This window comes from Allosphingosinicella indica (assembly GCF_900177405.1).
In the GTDB taxonomy this organism is placed as follows: Bacteria; Pseudomonadota; Alphaproteobacteria; order Sphingomonadales; family Sphingomonadaceae; genus Allosphingosinicella; species Allosphingosinicella indica.
In genome coordinates this window covers 643321-659913 of sequence record NZ_LT840185.1, presented here as the reverse complement: position 1 = coordinate 659913, position 16593 = coordinate 643321, and the positions used below count along the sequence as shown (strand labels likewise).

Here is a 16593-nt window from a genome sequence, read left to right as displayed (position 1 = left end):
GAAGCGGACGACGTGAAGGCGCTCTACTTCTACGGCCGCTTCCTCCCGTCATTCACCGGCATCGGCTATGTCGCGCGCGGCCTGCCGCTGCGCGCTGTCAAAGCCGATTTCAGCGGACAGACCTGGGTGGTGACGGGCGCAAGCGGCGGCATCGGCCGCGCGATCGCGCTCGGCGCGGCGGCACGTGGCGCGAAGGTGTTGGCGGTCGCGCGGCGCGCAGAAGCGCTGGCGGATCTGGCGCGTGAAGGCGGCGCGGGGATCATCCCCGTCCAGCGCGATCTCTCGCTCGTCGCCGACAATCTGCTGCTGGCCCAAGAAGCGTCGCGGGTCGATGTGCTGGTCAACAATGTCGGGATGCTCGAAACGCGCCATCACGCGACCGCCGAGGGTGTCGGACGGATGTATGCGACCAACCTGCTTGCGCCCTTCGCGCTGACCGAGCGGCTGATCGCCGACGGCAAGCTCGACGGCGGCGCGATCGTCAACGTCGCGTCGGGCGGGCTCTACAATGCGCCGCTCAACCTTCCCGGGCTCGACGCGCCGGCGAAGAGCTTCAACGGCTTCGTCGCTTATGCCACGCACAAGCGCGCGCAGATCGTGCTGTCGGACACATGGACCGGCGCCGCGCCGGGGCTCGTTGCCTACACGATGCATCCGGGCTGGGTGCGGACCGAGGGCGTGCGCTCCGCCTTGCCCTGGATGGACCGGCGGATCGGGCCATTGCTCCGTACCACGGCGCAGGGCGGAGATACCGTGCTTTGGCTCGCCGCGCAGCGTCCGACGCCAGAGCCGGGCGCTCTCTGGTTCGATCGCAAAGCGCGCACCGCCCATGCTTATGCGCGCACCCGCGACGCGCTCGCCACCCCCGATGAGGTGATCGCGCGGCTGGAGAATGATCTGGCGAAGGTGGTATCGTGAGTCATCGCGCAACGCTCGAAGCGTTGTTCGACGACTGGTGGGCTGGGCGGCTGGAGGCGATCGCCGACCGCTTCGCGGCCGATGCGGTCTGGCATTTCTCCGCCGCCACCAAGCCGCCCGCGATCGGGCGCGAGGCGATCATGGCGTTTCTCACCGCATATGCCGCCGGGGCGGTCGCGACGCGCTTGCGGCTGCTCCGCGCAGCGGAAGACGGCGACACGCTTTTCATCGAAGCGGTCGAGGATTTCGATACCGCGGCGGGTCGCAGCGTGCTGGTGCCCTATGCGGGCGTTCTCACCTTCCGCGACGGGCTGATCACCGACTGGCGCGACTATTTCGACCGCGCGCTGGTCGATGGACAGATCACCGGCACCGCCGCGCTACCAGACTATGCGCAGGATCTGCTGGAGCCGCCAGGCCGATGACCGGCGCGCCGGACTGCGGCGGGCGGATCGGCGACATCCTGCTCGACGCGATCCGCCGGCATGGGCCGCGCACCGCTTTCATCGAGGGCGGCGCGACGCTGAGCTATGCCGCCTTCGGCGCACGCGTCGCGCAGGCGCTGGCGATCCTCGACGCGCTTGGGCTGAAGCGAGGCGAGACGGTGGCGCAGATCGCCGGCAATTGCGTCGATCAATATGCCGTGATGGCGGCGGCCTATATCGGCGGCTACCGCTCGGTGACGCTGCACCCGCTGGGCGGCGCTGCTGATCAGGCGCATATTCTCGCCGACAGCGACGCTAGGCTGCTGATTGCCGACGCCGCCCATGCCGGACGGGCTGCTACACTGGGCGTGCAGGCTGTATTCGGCCACGGCGGTGGATTGCCATCGTTCTGGGACGTACCTGCCGAAATCCGATCCTTGCCGGAAACGTCGGCGGGGGATGCCGAGGACATCGTCCGCCTCGCCTATACCGGCGGGACCACGGGGCGGCCGAAGGGGGTGATGCTCTCCGCGCGCGCTCTCGCCGCGAACACGCGGATGGCGCTGGCGGGGATCGAGTGGCCGCAAGGCGATCTCCGCTACCTCTGTCCGGCGCCGATCTCGCACGGCGCGGGGTCGATCGTCGCGCCGGTGCTGGCGCTCGGCGGGACGGTGATCCTGCAGCGCGGCTTCGATGCGGCGCGCTTCTGCGCGGCGGCGAAGCGCCACCACGCGACCGTCACCTGGCTAGTGCCCACCATGATCGGCGCGCTGCTCGATCTGCCAGACGCAGACCTTGCGGGAATTGAGACCTTGATCTGGTCGGGCGCGCCGATGCCGGAGGCGCAGGTACGGGCGGCAGTGGACCGCTTCGGCCCGATTTTGGCGCAATGCTACGGCCAGACCGAGGCGCCCAACACCATCCTCTATCTGTCGCGCGCCGATCATATGGCGAAACCAGGGAGCGCAGGGCGGCCGTTCGACGGGATCGAGGTCGCGCTGTGCGACGAGAGCGGTGCGGCGGTGCCGCCGGGGACGGCGGGCGAAATCTGCGTGCGCGGGCCGCTGCTGATGAGCGGCTATCACGGCATGCCCGATGCCACTGCCGAGACGATGCAACGCGGGTGGCTGCACACGGGCGACATCGGCGTTGTCGATGGCGACGGCTATTGGCGGATCGTCGACCGCCGCAAGGACATGATCATCACCGGCGGCTTCAACGTCTATCCCAAGGAGGTGGAGGAGGTGATCGCCGCGCAGCCCGGCGTCGCGGCAGTCGCGGTGTTCGGCGTCGCTAATGCAAAATGGGGGGAGGCGGTTACGGCGGTGGTGGTGCCGCGTCAGGACCGGCGGCCAGACCCTGCGGAACTGATCGCGGCCGTGCGCGAGGCCAAGGGGCCGGTGATGGCGCCCAAGGCGGTGCATGTCGTCGATGCGCTGCCGCTCACCGCGCTCGGCAAGCCAGACAAGAAGGCGTTGCGCGCCGCTTATGCCGCGGGCTGAGGGCGGGGCCGCTCGGTGCCGGGCGCTTCGAGCCGCCAGCGGGTGGTGCGCGCGCGGATCGGCTGCCCGGTCAGGAGGTCGCAGACCGCAGGCGTGATCCGCTCGCCGGTCGAGAGATGGACGAGCTTCAGCGGCGGATCGTCGAAATCGCACAGCCAGCGCTCCGACCAGCCGTGCATCGCGAGCACCATCGGATAGAGTTCGAGCCCCGCTTCGGTGAGCCGATATTCGTGGCGCACCGGGCTCGTCTGGTAGGGGATGCGCGCGAGGATACCCGATCCGACCAACCGGGTCAGCCGATCGGAGAGGATGTTGGGCGCCATCCCCGTCGCCTCCAGCATGTCGTCGAAGCGGCGGATGCGGAGAAACGCGCAGGCGAGGATCGACCAGCTCCAATGATCGCCTATGATGTCGACCGATCGCTCGATCATCGGCCGCTCGGCGGGCGCGCGGCCGCCGCTCCACCGGCGGTGCGCCGGCGCGCTGCGTTCGATCAGCCCCGGTCCCTCGACGATGCCGACGTCGCGCGGATCGATCGGCTTGCCGCCGGGCCGGTCGAGCACCGCCGGGACGATCGGCTTTCCGGTCCGCGCATCGTGGAAGGAGAGGGCGTAGCGGCGCTGGAGGACCGAGGGTGCATGGTCGCGCTCCCACATGCCTTGCATCAGCGCGACGCCGTAGAGATCGATCCCCATTTCGGTGAGGCGATATTCGCCGCGCTTGGCGCCCGGCGGCACCTTCACTTCCATGATTCCGGCTTCGACGAGCCGGTTCAGCCGGCCGGAAAGGACGGTGCGCGGGATGCGCAGGTTCGTGCTCCAATCGGTGAAGCGGCGGACGCCGTGAAAGGCTTCACGCAGGATGAGCTGCGTCCACGCGTCGCCGATCACCGCATGGGCGAGCGCCAGCGGATTGCCCATCACCAACGCCCGCTTGCTCGCCGCCACGCCCCTTCCTTCCCGCGCTCATACGCGGTGCCTTTTGCCCCTTTGCCGTAGCAGCTTGGTGGGGGCAGACAAGCACCCCGTCGGGGCGGCTAGCTCTGCAGAATAAGGGCGATGACGATGACGGCGAAGACCGCTTCAAGATAGACGCGTGCCGAGATCCCGGCCGCGCGTCCCCATGACACAGTCAGCGCCTGGCGGAATTGCATCGTCTGGACGACCAGATACCAGATCGTCGCCGCCAGCAGCCCCGCCACCCCGATTGGGCCCGCATGCGGAATGCCCGTTTTCGCCGCCAGTCCCGCCAGCGACACCAACAAGGCGTAGACCGCGGCGAGATAGCATTGCCCGTAGAAGGGCGCGCGCAACAGTTTGCGTTCGAGCGGCTGGCGGCGGTTTCGCACGACGGCAAGCGCCGCGAACAGCGAGAGCAGCCCGAACAGGAAGGACCGCAGCATCACCACATTCTGATCGGACTGGAAAATCGCCTGCGCGGCGCGGCCGGTAAGTACATCGCGCTGAGGCATGCCAAGCTCGATCAGGTGCATCAGGCCGATCGTAATGAGCAGTAAAAGCGGCGGACTGAGGGTGTCGGTATATTGCTCTTCCTCGCTGTCCTTCAGCTCGTGGTTCGAATAGCGGATCATCCGCAGGGGGCGCCGCGCGATGAGCCCCAAGGTGCGCGGATAATAGATCAGCCACGTCAGCACTTCGAAGAGCAACTCTTCGAAGGAGCGGATGAGCTTCAGAAGATCCATCGTCCGGCGCGCCCCCGCGGAGGTATCTTAGAACCGCCGGTGATCGTCGCCGTCCGCCCGGTCGCAGGTGCCCCGGAACGCATAATCTCCGGTGCCCTGGATCGAGATGCGGCCGCTGCGGCGATCGATGGTGACCTTGGGCCGGTTGAGGCCGTTTAGCCGGTAGGTCGCGCGGATCTGATCGGGGCCTTCGTCCACATTTGTCAGGTCCCACCAGCCGTCATTGCCGCGCGAGTTGATCGGCGGAATGAGCTTGCGCGGCAGCAGGATACGCCCGCCGTCACCCCAGACCTGGACGGTGACCGCGGCGTCGAAATCGCGCGGCGCGATCTCGGTGCGGTTGCCGTAATCATAGCGCCCGCGGCGCTCGTTCCACTGCCAGCCGTAGCGCGTGGCAAGCTCGGGCCGCTGCCCCTCGCCGAAACAGACGAGCCCGATGTTGATGTCGCGGTCGTCGGCACCGCTCGCCGGGCTGCCGGGGCGCCGGTCGTCCCGGCCTTCCGACGCAGATCCTTGGCCGCAGTCCGGTGCAGGCGTCTCGGTGATCGAATCGTAGCGGCCGTTGACGGTCGCCACGGTCACGCACTGGCCGAGCCGCGCATTCCACCAGTTGGTCCAGACGCGATCATCGCCGGTCTGGCCCGAAACGTAGCGATAGCCGCGCGCCTGCAACTGCGTTTCGCCCGAACTACCGCGCGCGCCGACCAGATCGCGAAGCCCGGGCGGCGTCTGCGCGAGCGCTGGAACTGAGAGCGAAGCCATGAGGATGATGGAAGCCAGGGTGACGCGCATCGGTCTTCTCCTGCGGGGCCGGTGACGGCTCGGCTCCACCGCACGGGCGCGGTTCGGCCACCGCTTTCCTAGCCTAACCCGCTGCGCCCCACAAAGGCTGTTGCAATGCGTCGCCGACGGTCATAGGGGCGCTATTGATTATCCCTCGCATTAGCAGGATTTGGATTCTCCGTCGTGACGCGCAGCAGCATCCGGGCTTGGTATCTCGTGCACAAGTGGAGCAGCATCGTCTGCACCGCTTTCCTGCTGATGCTGTGCATCACCGGCTTGCCGCTGATTTTCCATCACGAAATCGACGTGCTGAGCGGCGAGCCCGCGGCTCTGGCCGAGGGCGGTCTCGCTTCATCGGGCGAAGGGCCGGGGCTGAAGCCGCTCGACGAGATGCTGGCCAAGGCGCTCGCCGCACGGCCGGGCGAAGTGCCGGTGTTCATGGCCTTCGACAACGAGCGGCCGCAGATGACCATCACCACCGCGCCCGCGCCCGATGCGCCGGGCGAGACGATGACCATCCAGCTCTTCGATCGCGCGACCGGCGAACCCACGGGGGCGGTGGACGAGAGCGGCGTGATGCACTTCCTGCTCCAGCTCCACACCGACATGTTCCTGGGGCTGGCGGGGATGCTGTTCCTGGGGTTGATGGGGGTACTATTCGTCGCCGCGATCGTCTCGGGCGTCGTCCTCTACGCGCCGTTCATGCGCAAGCTCGAATTCGGCACGCTCCGCGCCTCGCGCAGCCGCCGCGTGAAGTGGCTCGACTATCACAATCTGCTCGGCGTCGTCGCGCTCGCCTGGATGCTGGTCGTCGGCGTCACAGGCATCATCAACGCGCTCGCGACGCCGATCATGGAGCTGTGGCAGCGCACCGAGCTTGCAGAAATGACGCGCGCCTATGACGGGCGCGAGGCGCTGCCGCCGTCGCGCTACGGCTCGCTCGACAAGGCGATGGCGGAGGCGCGCAAGGCGCTTCCCGGCAACAATCCGCAGTTCATCGCCTTTCCCGGCGGCGCCTACAGCAGCAAGCATCATTATGCGGTCTTCTTCCAGGGCGCGACGCCGCTGACCGAGCGGCTGCTCACCCCGGCGCTGATCGACGCCGAGACCGGCGCCTTTACCGATGCACGGCCCATGCCCTGGTACAATCAGGCACTGGCACTCTCGCAGCCGCTCCACTTCGGCGATTACGGCGGGCTGCCGCTTAAGATCCTGTGGGCGGTGCTCGACATCTTCACGATCATCATTCTCGGCTCCGGCCTCTACCTCTGGCTCGGCAAGCGCCGCACCCCGCTCGATGCGCGGGTGCGCGAGGTCGAGAGCGGCGGCGTGCTGGTGCCGGCCGAATGAGGCGTCGCCAGACGATGCGCGCGATCTTCGCCCTGCCGCTGGCGATCGCGCTGTTCAGCATCGTCGGCCTGGTCAGCGCGCTGACCGGCGATGGATTTCGCGACGCTTTGTCCTGGGCGGCGCTCGGCGTGCCGGTCGCCGCGGTGGGCTGGGCGATGAAGGCGCGGCGCACGTGACGGATTTCGATTGGGGGATATGATGAACATCAAGACCAAGGCGGCGCTCCGCGCCACGATCGCGGTGGTCGCGCTGAGCGCGGCGATGCCGGCGTTGGCGCAGCAGCAGCCCGCTCAGAGCGAGCCGCGCGACGATGAATCGATCATCGTCACCGCGCAGCGCAACAACCAGACCGAGGTCCGCGCCGGCGGCAGCGTCGGCATCTTCGGCGACAAGCCGGCCGAGGACGTGCCGTTCAGCATCCGCAGCTATGGCGAGTCGCTGATCCTCAACCAGCAGCCCGACTCGCTGGGCGAGGTGCTGGAGAATGATCCGACGATCCGCACCACGATCGGCTTCGGCATCGCGGGCGAGGTGTTCGTGATCCGCGGCTTCGCGCTGAGCTCCGACGATGTCGGCTTCGACGGGCTCTACGGCATCACCCCGCGCCAGCTCGTCGCGCCCGAGTTGTTCTCCTCGGTGCAGGTCATCAACGGTGCCAGCGCCTTCATCAACGGCGCGGCGCCCAGCGGCGGCGGCATCGGCGGCAGCGTCAACCTCATCCCCAAGAGTGCGACGCGCGATCTCAGCCGCATCACATTGGGCTATGTCAGCGATGCGCAGTTCGCCGGCGCGTTCGACGTCGCACGGCGCTTCGGCAGCGGCGGCGAATGGGGCGTCCGCATCAACGGATCGGCGCGCCGCGGCGACATCGCGATCGATGACGAATTCCATTCGAGCTACGTGCTGGGCGGCACCGTCGACTATGACGGCGGGCCGTTCCGTGCCTCGCTCAACCTCAACTATCAGCGGCTGCGGCAGGCGAACTGGCGGCCGAAGGTCGCGGTGAGCACCGCCATCCCGCGCGCACCCGGCGCCAGCGTCAATTATGCCCAGCCGTGGAGCGCGATCGAGACCGAGGACGTGTTCGGCGCGCTCAGCCTCGAATATGACGTCGCCGAAAATGCCCTGCTCTATGCCAAGTTCGGCGCACGCGACGGCCGCGAGGATCAGACCACAAGTTCGTTCACATTGCTGAACCCGGTGACCGGTGACGGCACCGGCGGCGGCTCCTTCGTGCCGCGCACGGACAACAACGAGGCGTTCATCGCCGGAATGCGCGTGAAGCTGGAAGGCGCCGGCATCAGCCACGAGATCAATTTCGGCGGATCGGCGAGCTGGCAGGTGAACCGCAACGCCTATAATTTCTTCGGCGGCAGCTTCGCGAACAACCTCTACGATCCGGTGCGCGTGCCGCTATCGGCAGTCGATACCGGTGGCGGCTTCCTCGGTGGCGATCTCGACGATCCGTTTCCGATCTCGCGCAGCCGCGTCGCCAGCGCCTTCGCGTCCGACACGCTGGGGTTCTGGAACGATCGCATCCTGCTGACCGGCGGCCTTCGTCTCCAGCAGATCCAGACCAAGGGCTATGCCTATAACAGCTTCGGCACGGTGCAAGCCGGCGACCAGACCAGCGGCTATCGCGAAGATGCGGTCACGCCGGTCGTCGGCGTCGTCGTCAAGCCGGCCGAAGGCCTGTCGCTCTACGCCAATCGCATCGAGGGTCTTGAGCCGGGCGCCACTGCGCCGACCGTGGTTGCGGACGCGGGCGGCGGACCGGACATCATCGTCACGAACGGCGGGCAAATCTTGCCGCCTTACGCCTCGGTTCAGTACGAGATCGGCGGCAAACTGAGCTTCGGCCGGTTCAACGCTGCGCTGGCGCTGTTCCAGATCGACCGGCCCAATTCCGATTATCGCGTCGATCCGAACAACGCCGGGCAGCTGATCTTCGGGCCGTTCGGCGAGCAGCGGAACCGCGGCATCGAGTTCACGCTGGACGGCGAGCCGGTCGAGGGGCTGCGCGTTATCGGGGGTCTCGCGATCAACGATCCCGAGCTTCGCCGCACCCCGGGCGCGGTCAACCAGGGCAATGACGCGCCCGGCATCCCCGAGTGGACCGCCAACGCCAACGTCGAATGGGATCTGCCCTTCCTGCCGGCGCTGACTCTCACCGGCCGCGTCGTCCACACCGGCGAGCAGGCCGCAAACGCGACGAACACGCTCGAGCTTTCGTCCTGGACGCGGTTCGACGTCGGCGCGCGCTATGTCGCGCTGGTCGGCGAAAGCCCGCTGACGCTGCGCTTCGGCGTCGATAACGTCGCCAACAAGCGCTACTGGGCATCGGCGTTCAGCTCGTTCGGCACGCAGATCCTGCAGGGCGGCCCACGCACCTTCAAGCTCTCGGCGTCGATCGACCTGCAGTAAGAAGGGATCAGGCGCCCGGGTTGCCCGTCGCCCGGCGCCATTCCTCCATCTGCCGCTGATAGGCCTCCTCGGCGGCCTTTACGCGCGCGGCCTCCGCTTCATAGGCCGCCTGGTCGCGCGCGAATTTCGCTTCGGCGCCCTTCACCTCGGCGACGCGGTCGCGATAGGCCTGCTGCGCCGCCTCGAACCGCGCCGCCTCGGCCTTGCCGGCTTCGGCGCGGGCGTCCGCCTTGGCATTGAGGTCGGCGAGCCGCGCCTTGTCGGCGTCGCTGAGCTCGGGGCGGGGCAGGGGCGTTGCAGCGCTGGCGCCGTCACCGCTGCCGCCGACGCTCCACAATGTCGGTGAGATCACGTCCTCGCAGGGCGAGCGGCTTGTGTCGGTAAGGATCAATTTCAGCGATTCCGCGGCCTTCAGCGCATAAGCATCGGCCTCGGCTGCCGTGGAGACCTCGCGCTTCTTGGCGGCGGCGGCGCAGAAGCTCCACACCTGCACGTCGTCCGGCTCGTCGAGCGCGCGGCGCATGTAGCCGTCGGCAATCGATCCGAAGTCGGTGCGGCCTGAAGGCGATGGAGCGGCGGCGGGCGCCGCGGGTGCAGCTTCGGCCGCAGGCGCGCCGCCGAGGCGGTTTAACCGCGACGGGACGTTGCCCGGCTGATCGGGCTTGTACGCCTCGATCGTCGCGGGATCGATGTAGCGGATGGCGTAATTGGCGTCGGTGTTAGGGTTGTAGAAGCGCCAGCTCCCGTCGGGGTGCCGCTTATAGGGCGAATCGCGATTGGGCTCTTTCACCAGCAGGGTATCGCCCTGGTTGATCACCTCGATCGAATAGCTGCCGCCGTCGAGCACATAGGTGCCGCTGCTGATCGACTGCGCCTGCGCGCCGCCCGCGAAAACCGCGATCGCGATCGCCGCGCGCCAGTTGAATCCCGATGCCATTCTTTCCCCCTCGAACGCGAACCCGAAGTCCAGCTTGCCGCCGTGGCCGCATTGTCGCAAGCCGTCCGCTGGCGGGAAATCTTGACTTTCGGCCGCGGATGCGCTTTTCGGCGCGCGCACGGCGGGGCTTCGCGCTCCGCTTTTGTTTTTGGGGTCTGGGCGGCGCCCCGTTTCACCGCCCGGCCGGAAGTGCCTTGCACGGCTTCCGGACGAACGAAAGGATAGTTTCATGCGTCATCGCGTCGGCGGGCGTAAGCTCCAGCGCACCTCGAGCCACCGCGCGGCTCTGTTCCGCAACATGGCGGCCGCGCTCATCAAGCACGAGCAGATCACCACCACCCTCGCCAAGGCGAAGGAACTGCGCCCGTACACCGAGAAGCTGGTGACGCTGGCGAAGAAGGGTGGCCTTTCCAACCGCCGCCTCGCTCATGCGCGGTTGATGGACGACACGCAGCTCAAGAAGCTCTTCGACGTCCTCGCCGATCGCTACAAGGATCGCGCCGGCGGCTACACCCGCGTGATCAAGGCCGGCATCCGCGCCTCCGACGCCGCGCCGATGGGGATCATCGAGTTCGTCGACCGCGACGTATCGGCCAAGGGCCAGGATTCGGGCCCGGTGCAGACGGAAGAGAATTTCGACGAAGCCGCCTGATCGGCCGTATCGCGAGATTTTGAAAGGGTCGCTCCATTGGGGCGGCCCTTTTCATTTACGGGAACCTGATCGCGCGCCGCTCGTATCTTGCCCGTAACGAGCAGGAGCGAGATGATGAAACGCGCTGTCCTCACCCTCATTCCCGTCGCCTTCGCCGCCTTGGCGTTGCCGCAGGCGGCCGCCGCGCAGCGGCCTGGCGAGATGACGCTCTACAGCGATATCCGCTATGCCGGGCGCAGCTATACCGTCACCGGTCCGCGCGGCGTGGTCGCGGTGCCATGGACGGTGCGCTCGATCCGCGTGGCGCCGGGCGAAACGTGGGAGGTGTGCGAGCGCACCGAATATCGCGGCTGCACCCGCATCAATCAGAACATCGCCAGCATCCGCCAGAATGTTGCCTCGGCGCGTCCGGACCGCCCCGATCGGCCCGGCCCGCCGCCGCGGCCCGAACCGCCGATCGGAGGCGGCGGCGCTTCGCTCCGCGGCATGAGCGCCGAATTCTTCCGCGCACCGTCGGATCGCCGCGGCCGGGTCGAATCCTGCCGCCAGGGCAGCGCCGCCTGCGCCGCCGAGGCAGCGGATCGCTTCTGCAGGTCGGAAGGCTGGACGGCATCGTCCTACGAGACGCAGGAGACGGTGCGCGGCCGCAATTATCTGGCGGACGTGCTCTGCACGCGCACGCGGCGATAGCGCGGGCCTAGCCTGCCATTGACCGGCTGCCTCGCTTGCCCCAGGGCACCGGCATGGCAAAGCCCACCGTCGCGATCGTCGGCCGTCCCAATGTCGGCAAGTCCACGCTGTTCAACCGGCTGGTGGGCAAGAAGCTCGCGCTGGTCGATGACCGGCCGGGGGTGACCCGCGATCGGCGCGAGGGCGATGCCGATCTGCTTGGCCTCCAGTTCCGCGTCATCGACACGGCGGGGTACGAGGACGAGGATCCCGATACGCTGCCGGGCCGGATGCGCGCGCAGACGATGGCCGCGGTGCGCGAGGCCGATGCCGCGCTGTTTCTGATCGACGGCCGCGCCGGGGTGACCCCGCTCGACGAGGAGATCGCGCGCTGGCTGCGGAGCGAGGACACGCCGGTCGTGCTCGCCGCCAACAAGGCCGAGGGTCGGGCGGCGGAGAGCGGCCTGCTCGAATCCTACGCACTGGGTTTCGACGAGCCAATCGCGATCAGCGCCGAGCATGGCGAGGGCATCGCCGACCTCTTCCAGTCGCTGCTTCCCTATCTCGAGCGCGAAGGCGACGAAGCGGAGGATGCGGAAGGGGAGGACGAGAACGGGCCGCTCAAGCTTGCCATCGTCGGGCGGCCGAATGCGGGCAAGTCGACGCTCATCAATCGTCTGCTCGAACAGGAGCGGCTGATCACCGGGCCGGAAGCCGGCATCACCCGCGATTCGATCGCCATCGAATGGGAATGGCTGGGGCCGGACGGGCCGCGCCCGGTGCGGCTGATCGACACCGCGGGCATGCGCAAGAAGGCGCGGGTGCAGGACAAGCTGGAGAAGCTCTCCGTGGCCGACGCGCGCCGCGCGGTCGATTTCGCCGAAGTGGTCGTACTGCTGCTCGATGCGACGCTCGGGCTGGAACTGCAGGATCTGAAGATCGCGGATCAGGTGCTGCAGGAAGGGCGCGCGCTCATCATCGCGCTCAACAAATGGGACGTCGCGGAAAACCAGAGCTCGCTGTTCCAGGGCGTCCGCGCGGCGCTGGGCGAGGGGCTGGCACAGGCGCCGGGCGTGCCGCTGCTCGCCGTCTCGGCGCGCACCGGCAAAGGGCTCGACACGCTCGTTGGCGCGGCATTCGAGCTGCGCGACACCTGGTCGCGGCGTGTCACAACCGGGCAGCTCAACCGGTTTCTGGAGGATGCCGCGGAAAAGAACCCGCCACCGGCGCCGGGCGGCAAGCGGATCAAGCTGCGCTACATCACCCAGGCCAAGACGCGGCCGCCCAGCTTCGTGCTGTTCGGCACGCGGGTCGACCAGCTTCCCGAGAGCTACCGGCGCTATCTGGTGAACGGCATGCGCAAGAAGTTCGACTTCCACGGCGTGCCCATCCGCCTGACGCTCCGCGCACCGCAAAATCCGTTCGATCGCTGAAGTTTGGCGGGCTCTCCCGTCCATTTCGTCAATCGACTGTTTACCGGCTGGGCCTATTCCTTGCCGTCCGCCAGCCAGTGGACAGCAAAGCCGTGCAGGACAGCGATTCGTCGATCATCGATTGGGACATCTTCGCGCGCGCGCGGGCGGAGATGGGGCCGGGATTCATCCGCATCCTCGGCTATTTCCGCGAGGACGGCGAGACCGCGATCGAGCGGATCGAGCAGGCGATGCGCCGCCGCGACGCCGCGGCGCTGGTCCGCCCCGCGCAGACGCTGGAGACCGGTGCGCACGAGCTGGGCGCTGCGCCGCTGAGCGAACTCGCCGAGACGATCGAGACGACCGCGCGCCGCGCGATCGAGATGCGCGTCTTTCCCGACGAGCTGATCCCTGCGGTGTCGCGCCTGCGTCCGCTCTATCGCGAGACGGTCGATCTAGTGGAGCGCGAGGTCAACCCGCTCGCCGAGCGGCGGCGGGTACGCGGCTGAACAAACACCGCCGGTCCTGAGCTAGTCGAAGGACTGTCCTGTCTTCCTCCCAGCGCCCAGAGCAAGGGCAAGGCTTCGACAAGCTCAGCCTGAGCGGTCGGGAGCGATCGCCGGTTACTCCTGCTCTTCGGCCGGCTTGGAATTGAGCTGGATGTAATTCTGGATGCCCATCCGCTCGATCATGTCGAACTGGCGCTCGAGCGTGTCGACATGCTCTTCCTCGGAGGCGAGGATTTCGGCGAAGAGATCGCGGCTGACATAGTCCCGCACGCTCTCGCAATATTCGATCGCGCCCTTGAGCTGAACGACGGCTTCTTCCTCCAGCGCGAGGTCGGACTTCAAAACCTCTTCGACGCTTTCGCCGATGCGGAGGCGGCCGAGGAGCTGGAAGTTGGGCAAGCCATCGAGAAACAGGATCCGCTCGGAGAGCTGATCGGCATGCTTCATCTCGTCGATCGACTCGTGCCGCTCGAATTCGGCGAGCCGCTGCACGCCCCAATGATCGAGCAGGCGATAGTGCAGCCAATATTGATTGACCGCAGTCAGCTCATTCTTGAGCGATTCATTGAGAAATTCGATGACCTTGGGGTCGCCGCGCATGATGGCCTCCTGTCAGAGGCGTGCGCATAACCAATGCCGCACAAGAATTGAAACGAAAAAATGCTTTCGATTCAATCGTTTTTGCTAAGCAGAAGCAGTTTCCGCGGCGATCAATTCTCGCGCGAAGGAAAAACATTGTCCGCAGCGGGGCTTACGACCGAGCGCGCGATAGGCGCTGGTCGGACAACCTGCGCCACCCCGCGCGGCGCGGCGGACATCGCATTCCTTGAGAGCATTGCAAACGCAGACGACCATTCGCCCCTCCAGACGAATCACCTTTACCGATAATGCGAATGTGTCTCAATAGTTTTATTATGCGGTCGCTCAGGCGAGCGCGGCGTCGGCGCCCATCAGCTTCGGGAAGAAACCCTCATGCGCCTGGCGCAGCGCATCGAGCGAAACCCCTCCGACGCTGTCGCCGCCGGTGGTGCCGATCCGGCGGGCACCGGGGATGTCGCCGGTCGCGGTGACGATGTAGCAGCCCTGGTCCTCGCCGAACGCGTCGGCGGCATTGTCGAAGCCGTCGAGCCGCGCTCCGACATTGCCGGCCAGCGCCATCTCGGCGACCGCGACCAGAACGCCGCCGTCAGACACGTCGTGGACGGCGGTGACGCGGCCCTCGGCGATCAGCGCGCGGACCTTTTCGGCATTTGCCTTTTCGGTGGCGAGATCGACCGGCGGCGGCGGGCCCTCCTCGCGGCCATGGACCTCGCGCAGCCAGATCGACTGACCGAGATGACCCTTTGGCGTGCCGATCAGCCAGATGCCTTCGCCTTCGCCCTTGAAGGCGATGGTCGCGCTCTTCGACCAGTCGGCGAGCAGACCGACGCCGCCGATCGCGGGTGTCGGCAGGATGGCGGAGCCGCCGCCGGTCGCCTTGCTCTCGTTGTAGAGGCTGACGTTGCCCGACACGATCGGGAAGTCGAGCGCGCGGCATGCCTCACTCATGCCCTCCAGGCAGCCGACGATCTGACCCATGATCTCGGGGCGCTGCGGGTTGGCGAAGTTGAGGCAGTTGGTGACGGCGAGCGGCGTCGCGCCGACCGCGGAGAGGTTGCGATAGGCCTCGGCCACCGCTTGCTTGCCGCCCTCGGCCGGATCGGCGAAGCAATAGCGCGGAGTGCAATCGGTGGTGATGGCAAGGCCCTTGGCGGTGCCGTGGATGCGCACCACCGCGGCGTCGCCGCCGGGGCGCTGGACGGTGTCCGCGCCGACCATGTGGTCATACTGCTCCCAGATCCAGCGGCGGCTGGCGATGTCGGGCGATGCCATCACGGTCAGCAGGTCGGCGCCGATGTCGGCGCTCTCCGGCACATCCGCCAGCGGCGCGCGCTTCGGCGTCGGCACGTGCGGGCGATCATAAAGCGGCGCATCGTCGGCGAGCGGGGCGAGGGGGATGTCGCAGACGGTTTCGCCATTGTGGACGAGGATCATCCGGCCGGTGTCGGTGACTTCGCCGATCACCGCGAAATCCAGCTCCCATTTGTGGAAAATCGCCTCGGCCTCGGCTTCGCGGCCGGGCTTCAGCACCATCAGCATCCGCTCCTGCGATTCCGACAGCATCATTTCGTAGGCGGTCATGCCGGCTTCGCGCTGCGGCACCTTGTTCATGTCGAGCAGCAGCCCGACGCCGCCCTTGGACGCCATCTCGACGCTGGAGGAGGTGAGGCCCGCGGCGCCCATATCCTGGATCGCCACGATCGCGTCGGAGGCCATCAGCTCGAGGCACGCCTCGATGAGCAGCTTTTCGGTGAAGGGATCGCCGACCTGGACGGTAGGGCGCTTCTCGTCGGCATCCTCGCCGAAATCGGCGGAGGCCATCGTCGCGCCGTGAATGCCGTCGCGGCCGGTCTTGGAGCCGACATAGACGATCGGATTACCGACGCCCGATGCGGCCGAATAGAAGATCTTGTCGGTATCGGCGACGCCCACGGTCATCGCGTTGACGAGGATGTTGCCGTCATAGGCGGAATGGAAGTTCACCTCGCCGCCGACGGTCGGCACGCCGACGCAATTGCCGTAGCCGCCGATGCCATGGACGACGCCCGCGATCAGGTGGCGCATCTTGGGATGATCGGGCCGGCCGAAGCGGAGCGCGTTCATGTTGGCGACCGGTCGCGCGCCCATGGTGAAGACGTCGCGCAGGATGCCGCCCACGCCAGTCGCCGCGCCCTGATAAGGCTCGATGTACGAGGGATGGTTGTGGCTCTCCATCTTGAAGATCGCCGCCTGACCGTCGCCGATGTCGATGACGCCCGCATTCTCGCCGGGGCCGCAGATCACCCAGGGTGCCTCGGTGGGCAGTTTCTTGAGGTGGATGCGGCTCGATTTGTAGCTGCAATGCTCCGACCACATCACCGAGAATATGCCGAGTTCGGTGAGGTTCGGCTCGCGTCCCAGCGCGCCGAGGACGCGCTCATATTCTTCCGGGGACAGGCCGTGCTCGGCGACGATTTCGGGGGTGATCTGGCTCATGGCCGCGCGCCTAGCCGATCCCCCGCCATTTGTCGAAGGGGCGCGGCAGGGGAATTTCAGCGACGTCCATTCGTAGAGGCTGAGGAGTCGGACGGGACGATGCGCGAGGCGCGAATGTTCCCAATGTTCGCACTGATCATGGGGGTGGCGGCGAGCGATTTTCATGCGGGCGATGCGAAAGAGCCGAATGTTGTCGCAGAAATCCAAGGTGTAGGACATGGTCGAGCGCAAACCC

Annotated in this window: 17 protein-coding genes; 10 read left to right on the top strand and 7 right to left on the bottom strand. The window is 67.2% G+C overall.

Translation table 11 applies throughout. The annotated features are described in order from the left end of the window. The first annotated feature begins 12 nt into the window (after positions 1 to 12). Genes B9N75_RS03365 through B9N75_RS03355 form a run of 3 tightly spaced genes read left to right on the top strand, consistent with a single transcriptional unit; the run spans position 13 to position 2845 of the window. Positions 13 to 918, top strand: coding sequence for an SDR family NAD(P)-dependent oxidoreductase (locus tag B9N75_RS03365; protein ID WP_085217526.1), 906 nt, complete (start codon positions 13 to 15; stop codon positions 916 to 918). Next, positions 915 to 1343 (top strand): nuclear transport factor 2 family protein, encoded by a 429-nt coding sequence (locus B9N75_RS03360; RefSeq protein WP_172840796.1) that lies wholly within the window; start codon positions 915 to 917, stop codon positions 1341 to 1343. The genes B9N75_RS03365 and B9N75_RS03360 overlap by 4 nt, the downstream gene beginning before the upstream one ends. Beyond that, complete coding sequence (locus B9N75_RS03355; protein WP_085217524.1) at positions 1340 to 2845, top strand: AMP-binding protein; 1506 nt, start codon at positions 1340 to 1342, stop codon at positions 2843 to 2845. The genes B9N75_RS03360 and B9N75_RS03355 overlap by 4 nt, the downstream gene beginning before the upstream one ends. Here B9N75_RS03355 and B9N75_RS03350 read toward each other — a convergent pair. From B9N75_RS03350 to B9N75_RS03340, 3 genes are all read right to left on the bottom strand, one after another. After that, on the bottom strand, positions 2830 to 3792 hold the full coding sequence (locus B9N75_RS03350) for a winged helix-turn-helix transcriptional regulator (RefSeq protein ID WP_244552409.1): 963 nt from the start codon (positions 3790 to 3792) through the stop codon (positions 2830 to 2832). The two genes, B9N75_RS03355 and B9N75_RS03350, sit on opposite strands and share 16 nt — an antisense overlap. A gap of 89 nt (positions 3793 to 3881) precedes the next feature. Next, positions 3882 to 4547, bottom strand: coding sequence for a hypothetical protein (locus B9N75_RS03345; protein ID WP_085217522.1), 666 nt, complete (start codon positions 4545 to 4547; stop codon positions 3882 to 3884). Between the two features lie 27 nt (positions 4548 to 4574). Further along, positions 4575 to 5339, bottom strand: a complete 765-nt coding sequence (locus tag B9N75_RS03340; protein WP_085217521.1) for a hypothetical protein — start codon at positions 5337 to 5339, stop codon at positions 4575 to 4577. A 174-nt stretch (positions 5340 to 5513) separates the two neighbouring features. Here B9N75_RS03340 and B9N75_RS03335 point away from each other — a divergent pair, with 174 nt between their 5' ends. From B9N75_RS03335 to B9N75_RS03325, 3 genes are read left to right on the top strand one after another with little or no spacing between them, the layout of a single operon-like run. Next, positions 5514 to 6680 (top strand): PepSY-associated TM helix domain-containing protein, encoded by a 1167-nt coding sequence (locus B9N75_RS03335; RefSeq protein ID WP_085217520.1) that lies wholly within the window; start codon positions 5514 to 5516, stop codon positions 6678 to 6680. Next, positions 6677 to 6856, top strand: a complete 180-nt coding sequence (locus tag B9N75_RS03330; protein WP_085217519.1) for a hypothetical protein — start codon at positions 6677 to 6679, stop codon at positions 6854 to 6856. Before B9N75_RS03335 ends, B9N75_RS03330 begins: the two co-directional genes overlap by 4 nt. A gap of 19 nt (positions 6857 to 6875) precedes the next feature. Then, positions 6876 to 9104 carry a TonB-dependent receptor gene (locus tag B9N75_RS03325; protein WP_342039339.1) on the top strand — a complete coding sequence of 743 codons (2229 nt, stop codon included), beginning with the start codon at positions 6876 to 6878 and terminating at the stop codon, positions 9102 to 9104. A 7-nt stretch (positions 9105 to 9111) separates the two neighbouring features. On the opposite strand, the gene B9N75_RS03320 is transcribed toward B9N75_RS03325, so the two are convergent. Further along, entirely contained in the window at positions 9112 to 10041 is a 930-nt protein-coding gene (locus B9N75_RS03320) for a hypothetical protein (protein WP_157123671.1), read from the bottom strand. A 229-nt stretch (positions 10042 to 10270) separates the two neighbouring features. Here B9N75_RS03320 and rplQ point away from each other — a divergent pair, with 229 nt between their 5' ends. The 4 genes from rplQ (at position 10271) to B9N75_RS03300 (ending at position 13283) form a co-directional block, all read left to right on the top strand. Then, a complete protein-coding gene (gene rplQ / locus B9N75_RS03315; protein ID WP_085217517.1) occupies positions 10271 to 10693 on the top strand; it encodes a 50S ribosomal protein L17 in 423 nt (140 codons plus the stop codon). Between the two features lie 111 nt (positions 10694 to 10804). Continuing rightward, positions 10805 to 11383 carry a hypothetical protein gene (locus B9N75_RS03310; RefSeq protein WP_085217516.1) on the top strand — a complete coding sequence of 193 codons (579 nt, stop codon included), beginning with the start codon at positions 10805 to 10807 and terminating at the stop codon, positions 11381 to 11383. 53 nt (positions 11384 to 11436) lie between these two features. After that, the gene (gene der / locus B9N75_RS03305) at positions 11437 to 12795 is read left to right on the top strand and encodes a ribosome biogenesis GTPase Der (protein ID WP_085217515.1); all 1359 of its coding nucleotides are present in this window, start codon (positions 11437 to 11439) and stop codon (positions 12793 to 12795) included. A gap of 77 nt (positions 12796 to 12872) precedes the next feature. Next, complete coding sequence (locus tag B9N75_RS03300; RefSeq protein ID WP_342039338.1) at positions 12873 to 13283, top strand: Hpt domain-containing protein; 411 nt, start codon at positions 12873 to 12875, stop codon at positions 13281 to 13283. Between the two features lie 114 nt (positions 13284 to 13397). Here the strand turns inward: B9N75_RS03300 and bfr are convergent, their stop codons facing one another. The 3 genes from bfr to purL form a co-directional block, all read right to left on the bottom strand. Continuing rightward, positions 13398 to 13883: a bacterioferritin gene (bfr, locus tag B9N75_RS03295; RefSeq protein WP_085217514.1), complete on the bottom strand. Its 486-nt coding sequence runs from the start codon at positions 13881 to 13883 to the stop codon at positions 13398 to 13400. Between the two features lie 84 nt (positions 13884 to 13967). Continuing rightward, positions 13968 to 14138, bottom strand: coding sequence for a (2Fe-2S)-binding protein (locus tag B9N75_RS14320; protein ID WP_085217513.1), 171 nt, complete (start codon positions 14136 to 14138; stop codon positions 13968 to 13970). A 69-nt stretch (positions 14139 to 14207) separates the two neighbouring features. Then, a complete protein-coding gene (gene purL, locus B9N75_RS03285) occupies positions 14208 to 16358 on the bottom strand; it encodes a phosphoribosylformylglycinamidine synthase subunit PurL (protein WP_085217512.1) in 2151 nt (716 codons plus the stop codon). Between the last annotated feature and the right edge of the window lie 235 nt (positions 16359 to 16593).